Raw genomic sequence first — 13,485 nt, 5'->3', positions numbered from 1 at the left:
CTGCAATAAGAGCGTACCATGAACATCGACGCCATCCCGGTCGGCCCCAACGCGCCGTGGGACATCAACGTCATCATCGAGATCCCGCAGGGCGGCCTGCCGGTGAAGTATGAGATGGACAAGGACTCCGGCGCCCTGTTCGTCGACCGCTTCCTGCACACCGCCATGTACTATCCGGGCAACTACGGCTTCGTGCCGCACACCCTGTCGGACGATGGCGACCCCTGCGACGTGATCGTGCTGAACCCGACGCCGGTGGTGCCGGGCTGCGTCATCCGTTCGCGCCCGATCGGCGTGCTGAAGATGGTCGACGAGGCCGGCGGCGACGAAAAGATCCTGGCCGTGCCGGTCGACAAGCTGAACCCCTATTACACCGAGGTTTCCAGCTATCGTCAGCTGCCCGCCATCCTGATCGAGCAGATCGAGCACTTCTTCACCCGCTACAAGGATCTGGAGAAGGGCAAGTCGGTCAAGGTCAACGGCTGGGGCGACGCGGGCGAAGCCGCCGAGCTGATCGCCGCCGGCATGGCCGCCCACCAGGCCAAGCTGGCCGCCAAGAACGAAGCCGCCGCCTGATCGGCGAAGGCGTTTGAATAGAAGGCCCCGCTGGAAACGGCGGGGCCTTTTTTGTGCGTGGGGCTTTGCTTGAGCGCAATATAGGCGCGACGCCTCTCCCTCCCCGTCCCGGGGAGGGTGGTCGGAGCGAAGCGGAGACCGGGTGGGGAGGGCCAGGCGATCCTGGGCTCGGCGACTGAATGACCCAGCCGCACCCACCCGGCTTCGCCTTTCAGGCTCAGCCACCCTCCCCGGGACGGGGAGGGAGAGGGTCAGCCTTTCTTCCGAAACGCCGCGATCGTCTGGACTGTCTGGCGCACCTGAGCCTCTATCCCGGCCCAGTCCTTCGCCTCGATGGCGGCCTTGGTGATCAGCTTGGACCCCATGCCCGCCGCGACGATACCCGCCCCGAACCAGTCGCGGATGGAGGCTTCGTCCGGGTCGACGCCGCCGGTCGGCATGATCTTGGTCCACGGCATCGGCCCCAGCACCGCCTTGACGAAGTCCGCCCCGCCCACCGAGGCGCCGGGGAACAGTTTGACGATCTCGCAGCCCAGCTCTTGCGCCTCAGAGATATCGCGCACCGAACCGCAGCCCGGCGCATAGGCGACCATGCGGCGGTTGCAGGCCTGCGCCACCTCGGGAACCAGACAGGGGCTGACCACGAACCGCGCGCCCGAGGCCAGATAGAGGGCCGCCGTTGGCGCATCCAGAATCGAGCCGACGCCCAGGATGATGTCGGGGTCCGTGCGCGCGAACTCCTTTGACAGGGCGGTGAACGTCTCCCAGGCGAAGTCGCCGCGATTGGTGAACTCCACCGCGCGCGCCCCGCCGCGCGCGCAGGCGCGGATCACTTCGGCGCAGACCTCGGCGTCGGGGTGGTAGAAGACAGGCACCACCCCTTGCGTCTCGATGGCGGTCAGCACGGCGAGGCGGTCGTGACGCATGAAAACTCCTTACGGCCTAACGGATCGAAGCCTATTCGGCGGTCGCCAGTTCCACCAGACGCTTGACCATCGGACTGTCGGGATCGGCCAGAGGGTCCAGCACGGTGAAGTGGTCGGCGCCGTCGACGATCTCGACATGGGTGTCGGCGCCCTTGCCGCCCCAGGCGGCGGCCATCTCTCGGCTCTGGCGAACGAACTCATTGCTCTCGGCCCCGCCGACCCAGCAGTCCAGCGTCGTGCCGCCGGGCGTCGCCCCGTTCGGCGCGGGCCAGTGGATCGGCGACAGGGCGCGGGCGACCGGCGCATCCAGGCCCAGAGCGTCGTTCAGCGAGGTGTGGACCAGCGGCTCCAGATCGAACACGCCCGAGATCGCCAGCGCCGCGCGCGCCCGACCCTCGGACAGCATGGCCGCCGCCATGTGGCCGCCGACGGAATGGCCGAACACCAGCGGCCGCTTGCCGCTGCGGGCGCGCACGAACTCCGTCGCCTCGCGCATCTGGCTGATGATCTTTCCGACCGAGACGCCCGGCGCCAGGTCATAGCCCGGCACGACGACGCTGATCCCGTGCTCCAGCAGGGCGGGCGCCACCCAGGCGAACCAGCCCCGGTCCAGCGCCTGCCAATAGCCGCCGTGCATGAAGACGGCGACGGGGGCGCCGGGCCCGGCGTCGAACCATTCCATCTTCTGGCGCTCGGACGGGCCGTACTCGATCGTCTCGGGGCGCCGGGCGTCGATCACCCGCAGCGACTCCTTGCGCCAGCGGTCCAGGATGGCGGGGTGGCCCGGCACGCGGGCGCGGTTGTTATAGGCCGCCTCATAGGCCGCGGCCCGTTCGTTCTGCGTCGCCTCGGGCGACAAAGCCTTACCCATGTCGTCTCCATCCGCTAGAGACCTCCGCTTGAACGGGAGGCTTGAAGGCCATGATGACCGCCATTTTCGTCTTCATCAAATGCGAGTTGGGCTTTGCGAACGATGTTGCGGCCGATCTGGTCGACAATGTCGAGAATGTGAGCGAGGTCTATTCGACCTCGGGCCAGCACGATCTGCTGGCCAAGTTCCAGCTGCCCAAGGACGCCGACATCGGCACCTTCGTGACCAAGCAGGTGCAGACGCGTCCGCACATCCGCGACACCTTCACCGTCATCACCTTCTCGCCCTTCCTGCCCAGCAAGCGCGCCTGAGCGGCGCTTGCTCCCAACATGAACAATCGTTCATGTAACCATGTGCCGCGTTGCGGGGCGCGTTTAGGCGGCTAAGGTCCGGCCCAACATGATCCGTTGGGGACCAAACACCATGCGCCTTGCCGCCTCTTCCGTAGCCCTCGCCGCCCTTCTGGCCGTGAGCACGCCCGTTCTGGCCGCGCCCGTCGCGACCGCCGCCGCCGCGACTACAGCAACCCAGGCCCAATCCCAGGCCCAGCCTCTGCGCGGCGCGCCGGTGTCTGAGTTGATCGCCCGCGTCGACATTCCGTGGCAGCGCTTCCAGCTGGACAACGGCCTGACCGTTCTGGTGCACGAGGACCGCAAGGCGCCCGTGGTGGCGGTGTCGGTCTGGTACAACGTCGGCTCCAAGGACGAACCCAAGGGCTCGACCGGCTTCGCGCACCTGTTCGAACACCTGATGTTCGGCGGGTCGGAGAACTCGCCCTCCAGCCATATCCAGACGATGAATGCGGCCGGCGCCACGGGCCTGAACGGCACGACCTGGTTCGACCGCACCAACTACTTCCAGACGGTGCCGACCCCGGCGCTGGAATACACGCTTTATCTGGAATCCGACCGCATGGGCTATCTGCTCGGCCAGGTCAGCCAGGAGGTGCTGGATCTGCAGCGCGGCGTGGTTCAGAACGAGAAGCGCCAGGGCGACAACCAGCCCTACGGCATGACCTATTACGCCACGCTGGAAGCCCTGTTCCCGGAGGGCCACCCCTATCGCCACTCGACCATCGGCTCGATGGACGACCTGGACTCCGCCAGCATGGAGACGGTGCGCGACTGGTTCCGCCAGAACTACGGCCCGAACAACGCCGTCCTGGTCCTGTCCGGCGACATCAATGAAGCCAAGGCCCGCGAACTGACGCAGAAGTATTTCGGCTCCATCGCGCGCGGCCCGGTCAACACCCCGGCGGCGGCCCCCGTGCCGACCCTGGCGGCGCCGGTCGAACAGGTGCTGCACGACCGCGTGGCCCAGACCCGCATCAGCCGCACCTGGGCCGTGCCGGGCCTGGGCGATCCGGACTCCGTGCCGCTGAGCGTCGGCGCCTCGGTGCTGGGCGGCCTGGCCAGCTCGCGTCTGGACAACGTCCTGGTGCGCGACGAGCAGACGGCCTCGGGCGTCTCGGCCGGCAACCAGGTGTTCCAGCGCGTCGGCATGTTCAGCTATTCCGCCATGGTCAAGCCGGGCGCCGACGCCGACGCCGTGGCCAAGCGCATGGACGAGGTGCTGGCCGACCTGATCGCCAACGGCCCGACCCAGGACGAGATCGACCGGGTGGTCACGCGCTACGCCTCGCAGCGCATCCAGGGCCTGGAAATGGCCAACGGCAAGGCCTCGGTCCTGGCCGAGGGGCAGCTGTATGCCAACGATCCGGACTTCTACAAGAAGGAGCTGGCGGCCTATGCGGCGGTGACCCCGGCCCAGGTCCAGGCGGCCATGAAGAAGTGGCTGAGCCGCCCCGTCTACAGCCAGATCGTCATGCCGGGCGAGCGTGAGGCCTATGCCGAAGCCGCCGCCGCCCCGTCGGGCGCGACCCCGACCCCGGCCGAGCCGATCCAGCGCGTCGCCCGCGATCCCGCCCCGGCCATCGGCCAGGTCTCCAACGTCGTCTTCCCGGCGGTGGAGCGCGCCGCCCTGTCGAACGGCGTCGAGATCGTCTACGCCCGCTCGACCACCGTGCCGGTGACGCGCGTGGCGCTGGAGTTCGACGCCGGGGTCGCCGCCGACCGCGCCGACCGTCTGGGCGCCCACACCCTGATGCTGAACGTCATGCAGGAAGGCACGACGACGCGCGACTCCAAGGCCCTGGCCGAGGCGCAGGAGCGCCTGGGCGCCAGCGTCTCCGTCGGCTCGTCGATGGACCGCACGGTGGCCAATCTGTCGGCGGTGACGACCAATCTGCAGCCGTCGCTGGCCCTGCTGTCGGACGTGGTGCGCAACCCGGCCTTCGCCCCGGCCGAGATCGAGCGCCTGCGCGCCACCCGTCTGGCGGGCCTGGCCAATGAGAAGACGCAGCCGGCCGCCATCGCCGGCCGCGCCCTGCCGCCGCTGATCTATGGCGAGACCCACCCCTATGGCCGCTCGTTCAGCGGCACGGGCGACGAGGCGGTGATCCGCAGCCTGACGCGCGACGACCTGATGGCCGAACACGCCCGCTGGATCCGTCCGGACAACGCCAAACTGTTCGTGGTGTCCGACCTGCCGCTGGCCGAGCTGAAGCCGCAGCTGGAAGCCGCTTTCGGCAATTGGCGCGCGCCCTCGACGCCGAAGGGGACCAAAGCCTTCGACGCCGCCCTGCCCCAGACCTCGGCCCGCATCGTGCTGATCGACCGGCCGCAGTCGCCGCAGTCGCTGATCTATGGCGGCCAGGTTCTGCCGGTGGCCGGCACGGACGATCTGTTGACCCTGACCACGGCCAATACGGTCCTGGGCGCCGACTTCCTGTCGCGGATCAACGCCGACCTGCGCGAGACCAAGGGCTGGTCCTACGGGGTGCGCGGCAACGTCAGCCCCCTGCAGAACCGCTCGCCCTACATCGTCAACGCCCCGGTGCAGGCCAACCGCACCGGCGAGTCGATCGCCGCCCTGATCGGCCAGTACGAGCGTTTCCTGACCGCCGACGGCGTAACGCAGGCCGAGCGCGAGCGCACCGTCCTGGGCGATACGCGCGGCCTGTCGGGCAGCTATGAGACCTCGTTCCAGGTGCTGAACGCGCTGCGCTCGAACGCGCTGTACGGCCGTCCGGACAACTATCAGGAGACGCTGGCGGGCCGCATCAACGCCCTGACGGCCGAACAGATGGACGCCGCCGCCCGCGCCGCGATCAAGCCCGACAGCTTCGTCTGGGTCGTGGTCGGCGACGCTGCGGTGGTCAAGCCGCAGCTGGACGCCCTGGGCCTGCCGGTCGAGGTGCGCGCCGCCGAGGCGCCGAAGCCGGCCCAGTAAGCCGCTTCGATCCAGACCTGAACGAGACGGCCGGCGGGGCGACCCGCCGGCCGTTTTGCTTTGCGGTTGACCCGCAGGGCCGGGAGGGCGAGCCTTCGGTCATCGCCTTCCCTCGCTGGAGTCTGCATGCCGACCGACGCCCTGATCCCTTCCGCCCGCGCCCCGCGCCTGGCCGTGCTGATCGACGGCGAGAACGCCTCGGCCCGGATCGCCGAGGCGCTTTTTAGCGAGATCGCCACCCTGGGCGAGGCCTCGGCCCGGCGCATCTACGGCGATGCGGCCAACCCATCGCTGAAGGGCTGGATCGACGTCCTGCCGCGCTGGGCGATCCAGTGGCAGCAGAACTTCCAGAACACCAAGGGCAAGAACTCGGGCGACATCGCCCTGGTCATCGACGCGATGGACCTGCTGCATTCGGGACGGTTCGACGGCTTCTGCCTGGTGTCGTCAGACAGCGACTTCACCCGGCTGGCCGCGCGCATCCGCGAACAGGGCGTCCCGGTCTACGGCTTCGGCGAACAGAAGACGCCCGAGAGCTTCCGTCAGGCCTGCACCCGCTTCATCTATACGGAGAACCTGACGGTCCCGTCTCCCGAGACCAATGACGAGGCCGCGGCGACGCCCCCCGCCCCCGCTCGCCGCAAGCCGTCCGAAGCCGGGCGTCTGATCGCCAAGGCCATCGCCGATATGGACGAGGACGGCGACGGCTGGGTGGCGATGGGCGGCATCGGCAGTCGGCTGCGCAACGCCTATCCCGACTTCGACCAGCGCACCTACGGCCATGTGAAACTGTCGGACCTGATCCGCGCCACCGGCCGTTTCGAGGTCAAGGCCGGGCCGAACGGCGCGATGAACGTCCGGGTGAAGGCCAAGTAGGGCGTCTCGCCTCTTCCCCCCGGCGCGGCATGGTCTATGTGTGGCGCATGGCCGCCGCAGAGACCCCCGTCGAGACCTTTAAACGCGCCCTGTCGCACGCGGCGCGAGCCTTGGCCGAACAGGCCGAGCTGGAGGTGCGCTTCGGCTCGGACGGGCCGAGGCTGTCCGGCGGCGTGCTGACCCTGCCGCACCCGCCGCGCGATCCGCGCGGGCCCGAAAGCGCCGCCCTGCGCGGTCAGGCCGACCGGCTGGCGCTGCGCCTGGCCAATCACGACGCAGGCCTGGACGCGCGGCTGCGTCCGACCGACATCAACGCCGCCGAGGTGTTCGACGCCGTCGAACAGGCCCGCGTCGAGGCCGTCGGCGCGCGCGAGCTGAAGGGCGTGCGGCGCAACCTGGATTCGGCGCTGCTGACCCGGCTGGAGAAGTCGGGCGCCCTGCGCGCCCAGGCGGAGCAGGTGCCGGTGGCCGAGGCCGCCGCCCTTCTGCTGCGCGAGCGGATGACGGGCGAGCCCGCGCCCGACGGCGCCAAGACCATGCTGGACCGCGTCCGCGCCGAGCTGGAGGCCAAGGCGGGGGCGGAACTGGACGACCTGGCGGCGTCCGGCGACGATCAGGCGGCCTTCGGCGCGCGGCTGAAAGACCTTCTGCGCGCGTTGGACCTGGACCCCGGCGACGCCGACGGGGGCGAGTCGGAGGAAGACGGCGAGGACGACGCCGAAAAGCCGGATCAAGACCAGGCCGAACCGGACGAACAGGAAGAACAGGACGGCGGCGACGGGGGCGATTCTCTGGACGGCTCGGCCGACGATCAGTCCGCCGATGACGAGCGCCCCGCCCGCCCCGACGGCGCGCCGGGCGAGACGGACGGCGAGGGCCAGGAAGAGGCCCCCGAATTGAGCGAAGGCGACCGCCCGAACCATCAGCAGACCCAGGACGACGGCCGCGCGGTCGAGGTCTATCACGCCTTCACCACCGCCTTCGACGAGGTCATCGACGCGGCCGACCTGTGCGACCCGATGGAGCTGGACCGGCTGCGCGCCCTGCTGGACGCCCAGCTGTCGACCCTCGGCAGCGTCGTGTCGCGCCTGGCCAACAAGCTGCAACGGCGCCTGCTGGCGCAACAGAACCGCAGCTGGATGTTCGACCTTGAGGAAGGGATGCTGGATACGGCGCGCCTGACCCGCGTCATCACGGATCCGACCAGTCCCTTGTCGTTCAAGATGGAGAGCGAAAGCCCGTTCCGCGACACGGTGGTGAGCCTGGTGCTGGACAACTCGGGTTCGATGCGCGGGCGGCCGATCATGGTGGCGGCGGTCTGCGCCGACATCCTGGCGCGGACGCTGGAACGGTGCGGGGTCAAGGTCGAGATCCTGGGCTTCACCACCCGCGCCTGGAAGGGCGGGCAGAGCCGCGAGGCCTGGATCAGCGCGGGCAAGCCCGCCAACCCCGGCCGCCTGAACGACCTGCGCCACATCATCTACAAAAGCGCCGACGCGCCGTGGCGCCGGTCCAAGAAGAACCTGGGCCTGATGATGCGCGAAGGCCTGCTGAAGGAAAACATCGACGGCGAGGCGCTGGAATGGGCGCACGACCGCCTGCTGGCCCGGCCCGAGGCGCGGCGGATCATGATGGTCATCTCGGACGGTTCGCCGGTCGATGACTCGACCCAGTCGGCCAACGCCGCCCTCTATCTGGACAAGCACCTGCGTCAGGTGATCGAGAAGATCGAGACGCGCAGCTCGGTCGAACTGCTGGCCATCGGCATCGGCCACGACGTGACCCGCTGGTATCGCCGCGCCCTGACCATCGTCGATGTGGAGCAGCTGGCGGGCGCCATGACCGAAAAGCTGGCCGAGCTGTTCGAGGCCGAGCCCAAGGCTGTCAGCGCCAGGACGGGACGCCCCTCGCACCAGCGCGCGGCGTGAACCGGCGCCTCTATGTCGCCGCCCTGATCTCCCTCGCCCTGGCCGCCTGCGCCGGGGCGGCGGCGACCTCCCATCCCTGGACGCCCGAGGCGACGGCCGACGGCTGGTCGCCCGCAGGCGGTTCGACCCGGCAGGTCGGTCTGGGCTGGCCGGGCGGCGCCAAACTGGCCAAGGGCGTGCGCTATGCGGGCGGGGTGCAGTTGGTCGCCGCGCCCGCCTCCACCCTGCACGGCCTGTCGGACCTGAAGCTGACGGGCGACGGCGGCTTCGTCGCCGTGTCCGACTCCGGCGACCTGGTGCGCGGGCGGCTGGAGTTGGATGCGCAGGGGCGGCTGGCGGGATTGCACGACCTGCGGGTGCGGCGACTGACGCTGACCGACGGCGCACCGATCACTGAGAAACGCATGGGCGACGCCGAAGGGCTGGCCCTGACCGACGACGGCGAGGTGCTGGTCAGCTTCGAGCGCGAGCACCGCATCTGGAGCTACGGCCGGCTGGACGCCCTGCGCGAACGGCCGCAGGCGCAGCCGCACCCGGCGGCGGACTTTCCGTTAAACGAAGGCATGGAGGCGCTGGCGAGCGCGCCCGGCGGCTGGCGCGTCGGGGGCGAAGGCGGCGGCGTGTGGGACTGCTCGACGCAAGGCTGCCGCGTCGTGACCCGGCCGAACCCGCCCGCCGACAGCTGGCGCCTGACGGGCCTTGAGCGCGATCCGCGCGGCGGCGGCTGGTTCGCGGTGGAACGCTCATGGCGGCCGCCCTTCGACGTGCGCGCCCGCGTGCGCCGCATGGACGCGCAGGGCGCGCTGGGCCCGGCGCTGGTCGAGCTGAAGCTGCCGGGGCTGACGGACAATTTCGAGGGGATCGCCGCCGAGACGAGGGGCGACAGCGTGCGCCTCTACATCCTGTCCGACGATAACGCCAACCCGGCGCAGAAGACGCTGCTGCTGGCGTTTGATGTCGAGTGATCCTTCTCCCCTTGTGGGAGAAGGTGGCAGGCGAAGCCTGACGGATGAGGGGTGGCTACGCATTCGCCCTGCCGCTTGAACTCAAGCGCGCGCCCTCAAGCTTTGAACGTCGCGCCGACACCCCTCATCCGAGCGCCTCCGGCGCCCACCTTCTCCCTCAAGGGGAGAAGGACCATTCTTGGCGAACCTCTTCGTCTGTTTCGTTCGCCCGCCGCGTTTCACGAGCCGGCTCGAACCGCTGGGGCGCGAGTTGCGCCAGCGCCCAGATCGCCGCGCCGCGCACCACGGGGGCGGGGTCGTCCAGCAGGGCCTCGACCGGCGCGACCAGCGCAGCGTCCCCGGAATTGCCCGCCGCATAGAGGGCGTTGCGGATGAAGCGGTCGCGGCCGATGCGCTTGACCGGGCTCTTGGTGAACAGGGCGCGGAAGGCGGCGTCGTCCAGCGCCAGCAGGTCGATCAGCGGCGGCGACTTCAGCGCGTCGCGCGCCTGCAGCCGGGCCTCCGACGCGCTTTGGGCGAACTTGTTCCACGGACAGGCGGCCAGACAGTCGTCGCAGCCGTAGATGCGACTGCCCGTGGCGAGGCGGAACTCGCGCGGCCAGGCGCCTGCATATTCGATGGTCAGATAGGAGAGGCAGCGTCGGGCGTCGATCTGGAACGGCGCCGGAAAGGCCTTGGTCGGGCAGGCGTCCAGACAGGCGGTGCAGCGGCCGCAGTGCTCGCTCTCGGCCGCATCCGGCTCGATCTCAGCGGCGGTCAGGATGGTCCCCAGGAACAACCAGTTGCCGTGGGTGCGACTGAGCAGGTTGGTGTGCTTGCCCTGCCAGCCTAGCCCTGCGCGCTGCGCCAGGGGCTTCTCCATCAGGGGGGCGGTGTCGACGAAGACCTTGACCTCCTGACCCAGCCGCGCGGCGATCTGGCCCGCCAGGATCTTCAGCCGACCCTTGATGACCTCGTGATAGTCGTCGCCGCGCGCATAGACGGAGATGTAGCCCGCCGACGCCTCCTGAAGCTCTGGCCGGGGGTCTTCGTCAGGGCCGTAGTTCATGCCCAGGACGATGGCCGTCTTGGCGCCGTCCCACATTGCGGTGGGGTGGGCGCGGCGCTCCAGCGTCGTCTCCATCCAGCCCATGTCGCCGTGGCGGCCCGCATCGACGAAATAGGCCAGCCGTTCGCCCGCGCTCCACGGCTCAGCGGCCGAGGCGAAGCGGCACACGCCGAAGCCCAGTTCGGCGGCGCGCTGTCGGATGAAGATGCGGGGATCGGCCGCCATGAGGGCGCTTTAGCCCTGTGGGGCCTCAGAAGTCGAGGTCGGCGTACCAGGGCGCGGGGTGGACGCCGGGGAAGCGGTCGCCCAGCAGGGGGCGAAAACAGGGGCGCGACTTCAGCTTGGAATACCACAGCTTCAGCGAGGGCCAGGACGCCCAGGCGATCTCGCCGAAATAGTCGAGCACCGACAGATGGCCCGCCGCGATCAGGTCGGCCTGGCTGAGCCGGCGCCCCGCCAGCCACTCGCGACCGGCCGCCAGCGGCTCCAGGACCGTCAGGTGGCCCTTCAGGAATTCGCGGCCCTCGCGCAGCATCCGGGCGTCGGGCGGCCCCATGCGCAGCAGCGGCTTCTCCATCCGCTCATGCAGCAGGACGGCGTCGACCTCATCGGTGAAACGGCGGCTGAACCAGGTCGCCAGACGGCGCGCCTCGGCCCGCTCGGCCATGTCGGACGGCAGCAGGAAGTCGCCCTTGGCGCGGTCTTCCAGCCAGCCGAGGATGGCGTCCTGTTCGCACAGGGTCAGGCCCCTGCCCTTCTCGGTCACGCTCAGGACCGGCGGCATGCCCGAGGGATTCATCTCGAACAGGGGGCAGTCGCCCTCCCACGGCCGGACCAACTCCTCGCCGTACTCGACCTTGGCCTCGCCCAGCGCCAGCCGCGCCGTGCGCGAAGCCGGGTGAAAGGCGAAATGATACAGGACGGCGGGCGTGGACATTGTCCGCCTTCAATGCGCCCTCGCCCGTTAAGGCTCCGTTTACCGCGCGCGATTGTCGCAGGGCTCAGGACCAGGGTCCGACGCGCGCCGAAGGCGAGTCCGGCGCCTGGGGCGCCCGCGATCCAGACAGGGACGCATCGGTTGAGGGCCCTTCAGAGCGGGGTGATGGGGGCGCATCGCGATCCGGCGTCTCAGGCTGCGGCGAGGCGAAGGCGCCGCCGTGCGGCTCTGCCGCGCCCCGGGGGTCGGCGTGGATCAGAATGTCGGCGTGGGGAAAGGCCTGCAACACCCGCTTTTCGGCGTCCAGGGTGATGTCGTGCGCGGCCTTCAGGCTGAGATCGGGGTCCAGGTCGACGTGCATCTGCACCATCAGCGCCTGCCCGGCCATGCGGGTGCGAAGTTGGTGGACGTTGGCGATGCGGGCGTCCTCAGTCACCGCAGCGACGATGGCGGCGCGCTCCGCGTCCGAGGCGGCCCGGTCCAGCAGGTGATCGGCCGCGCCCTTCAACAGATTCAACGCCCCCCAGGCCAGCCAGACCGCGACCACCAGACCCGCCGCCGCATCCAGCCCGGGCGCCCGCAGCAGGGCGCCGGAGACGACGCCGATCAGCACCACGACGTTGGCGGCCAGATCGGCGGCGTAGTGGGCGCGGTCGCCCGCCACCGCCAGGGAGCCGGTCTTCTTCACCGCCTGCGTCTGCATCCACACCAGGCCGGCGGTGATGGCGATAGACAAGACGACCACGCCGATCGCCCATCCGCCCGAGGTGACGGGGCGCGGGTCGAAGATGCGCTGCACCGCCTCCCAGCCGATGAAGACGCTGGAGGCCAGCACCATGCCCGCCTGCACCAGGGAGGCCAGGCCCTCGGCCTTGCCGTGGCCATAGCGATGCGAATCGTCCGGCGGCAGGGCCGCCCAGCGCACGGCGACGAAGGTCGCCAGCGACGCGATCAGGTCCAGCGTCGAATCCGCCAGACTGGCCAGGATGGAGACCGAGCCGGACGCCCCCAGGGCGAAGGCCTTCATGACGATCAGCAGGACCGCCGTCGCCACCGACAGGGTGGTGATCCGGCGGGTGGTCTCGTGGGCGGCGTCGAGGGGAGAGACGGTCATTTCCCGACCTTGTCGCCTAAAACCGCGCCCGCGCCAATGGCGGCGCGATGCCCGGGACGCTAAGGAAGGCGGACGCGACGCCGCACGGCGCGTGCCTGACCCCCCGACCTGGCGGACAAGACGGAGAATTCATGGCGGACTGGCTGATGGCGATCCTTCTGGGTCTGGTCGAGGGATTGACCGAGTTCATTCCGGTGTCGTCCACCGGCCACCTGCTGCTGCTGGGGCATTTTCTTGGCTTTCAGAGCACCGGCAAGACGTTCGAGATCGTCATTCAGCTGGGCGCCCTGCTGGCCATCATCAGCGTCTATTTCAAGCGACTGTGGACGCTGGCGACGCGCTGGCCTTTCGACGCCGAGGCGCGGCGTTTTCTGATCGGCCTGCTGGTCGCCTTCGCCCCCGCCGTGGTGATCGGCTTTCTGGCCTACGGCTTCATCAAGACGGTGCTGTTCGAGACGCCGCTGGTCATCTGCGTCGCCTTGATCATCGGCGGGGTGCTGCTGCTGTGGCTGGACCGGATGAACAAGATCCCGGCCTATCTGGACGCGGACCGTTATCCGTTCCGGGTCTATTTCCTGATCGGCCTGTTCCAGTGCCTGGCCATGATCCCCGGCGTGTCGCGCTCGGGCGCCACCATCGCGGGGGGGCTGCTGCTGGGCACGGACAAGCGGTCGGCGGCCGAGTTCAGCTTCTTCTTGGCCCTGCCGACCATGGGGGCGGCGGTGGCCTATGACCTGTTCAAGAACCGCGACGTGCTGGACTTCAGCGATTTCGGCCTGATCGCCATCGGCTTCATCGCCGCCTTCATCTCGGCCCTGGCCGTGGTCCGGTTCCTGCTCGACTTCGTGTCCAAGCGCGGCTTCGGCCCCTTCGCCTGGTGGCGGATCGCGGTCGGCGTCGTCGGCATCATCGGCCTGGCGGCGACGGGGGCGCTGTAGGCCATTTCCTCTCCA

At 69.5% G+C, this 13,485-nt stretch carries 12 protein-coding genes; 7 read left to right on the top strand and 5 right to left on the bottom strand.

Going from position 1 to position 13,485, the window contains the following annotated elements:
- Positions 1-18 precede the first annotated feature (18 nt).
- Positions 19-576: an inorganic diphosphatase gene (gene ppa, locus ACLBV5_RS04975; protein WP_025976190.1), complete on the top strand. Its 558-nt coding sequence runs from the start codon at positions 19-21 to the stop codon at positions 574-576.
- Between the two features lie 251 nt (positions 577-827).
- Here ppa and ACLBV5_RS04970 read toward each other — a convergent pair whose 3' ends face one another.
- Positions 828-1,502, bottom strand: coding sequence for a bifunctional 4-hydroxy-2-oxoglutarate aldolase/2-dehydro-3-deoxy-phosphogluconate aldolase (locus tag ACLBV5_RS04970; RefSeq protein ID WP_447604993.1), 675 nt, complete (start codon positions 1,500-1,502; stop codon positions 828-830).
- A gap of 31 nt (positions 1,503-1,533) precedes the next feature.
- Positions 1,534-2,373: an alpha/beta hydrolase gene (locus ACLBV5_RS04965; RefSeq protein ID WP_447604991.1), complete on the bottom strand. Its 840-nt coding sequence runs from the start codon at positions 2,371-2,373 to the stop codon at positions 1,534-1,536.
- A 50-nt stretch (positions 2,374-2,423) separates the two neighbouring features.
- Here ACLBV5_RS04965 and ACLBV5_RS04960 point away from each other — a divergent pair, with 50 nt between their 5' ends.
- The 5 genes from ACLBV5_RS04960 (at position 2,424) to ACLBV5_RS04940 (ending at position 9,433) form a co-directional block, all read left to right on the top strand.
- Positions 2,424-2,684, top strand: coding sequence for an Lrp/AsnC ligand binding domain-containing protein (locus ACLBV5_RS04960; RefSeq protein ID WP_003167792.1), 261 nt, complete (start codon positions 2,424-2,426; stop codon positions 2,682-2,684).
- 112 nt (positions 2,685-2,796) lie between these two features.
- A complete protein-coding gene (locus tag ACLBV5_RS04955) occupies positions 2,797-5,664 on the top strand; it encodes a M16 family metallopeptidase (RefSeq protein WP_447604990.1) in 2,868 nt (955 codons plus the stop codon).
- 126 nt (positions 5,665-5,790) lie between these two features.
- Positions 5,791-6,540, top strand: a complete 750-nt coding sequence (locus tag ACLBV5_RS04950; protein ID WP_134582253.1) for an NYN domain-containing protein — start codon at positions 5,791-5,793, stop codon at positions 6,538-6,540.
- 47 nt (positions 6,541-6,587) lie between these two features.
- On the top strand, positions 6,588-8,468 hold the full coding sequence (gene cobT, locus ACLBV5_RS04945) for a cobaltochelatase subunit CobT (protein WP_313633796.1): 1,881 nt from the start codon (positions 6,588-6,590) through the stop codon (positions 8,466-8,468).
- Positions 8,465-9,433 carry an esterase-like activity of phytase family protein gene (locus ACLBV5_RS04940; protein ID WP_313633795.1) on the top strand — a complete coding sequence of 323 codons (969 nt, stop codon included), beginning with the start codon at positions 8,465-8,467 and terminating at the stop codon, positions 9,431-9,433. Before cobT ends, ACLBV5_RS04940 begins: the two co-directional genes overlap by 4 nt.
- Before the next feature lie 157 nt (positions 9,434-9,590).
- Here the strand turns inward: ACLBV5_RS04940 and queG are convergent, their stop codons facing one another.
- From queG to ACLBV5_RS04925, 3 genes are all read right to left on the bottom strand, one after another.
- Complete coding sequence (queG, locus tag ACLBV5_RS04935) at positions 9,591-10,706, bottom strand: tRNA epoxyqueuosine(34) reductase QueG (RefSeq protein WP_447604989.1); 1,116 nt, start codon at positions 10,704-10,706, stop codon at positions 9,591-9,593.
- Between the two features lie 25 nt (positions 10,707-10,731).
- Positions 10,732-11,418, bottom strand: coding sequence for an FtsZ-binding protein FzlA (fzlA, locus tag ACLBV5_RS04930; protein ID WP_447604988.1), 687 nt, complete (start codon positions 11,416-11,418; stop codon positions 10,732-10,734).
- A gap of 64 nt (positions 11,419-11,482) precedes the next feature.
- Complete coding sequence (locus ACLBV5_RS04925) at positions 11,483-12,532, bottom strand: cation diffusion facilitator family transporter (protein ID WP_447604987.1); 1,050 nt, start codon at positions 12,530-12,532, stop codon at positions 11,483-11,485.
- Between the two features lie 131 nt (positions 12,533-12,663).
- On the opposite strand from ACLBV5_RS04925, the gene ACLBV5_RS04920 reads away from it, so the two are divergent.
- On the top strand, positions 12,664-13,470 hold the full coding sequence (locus ACLBV5_RS04920) for an undecaprenyl-diphosphate phosphatase (protein WP_025976180.1): 807 nt from the start codon (positions 12,664-12,666) through the stop codon (positions 13,468-13,470).
- Positions 13,471-13,485: the final 15 nt, after the last annotated feature.

This window comes from Brevundimonas sp. M1A4_2e (genome assembly GCF_053345555.1).
Note: the sequence above shows the minus strand (reverse complement) of the source record. Positions and strands in the feature narration are given on the sequence as shown.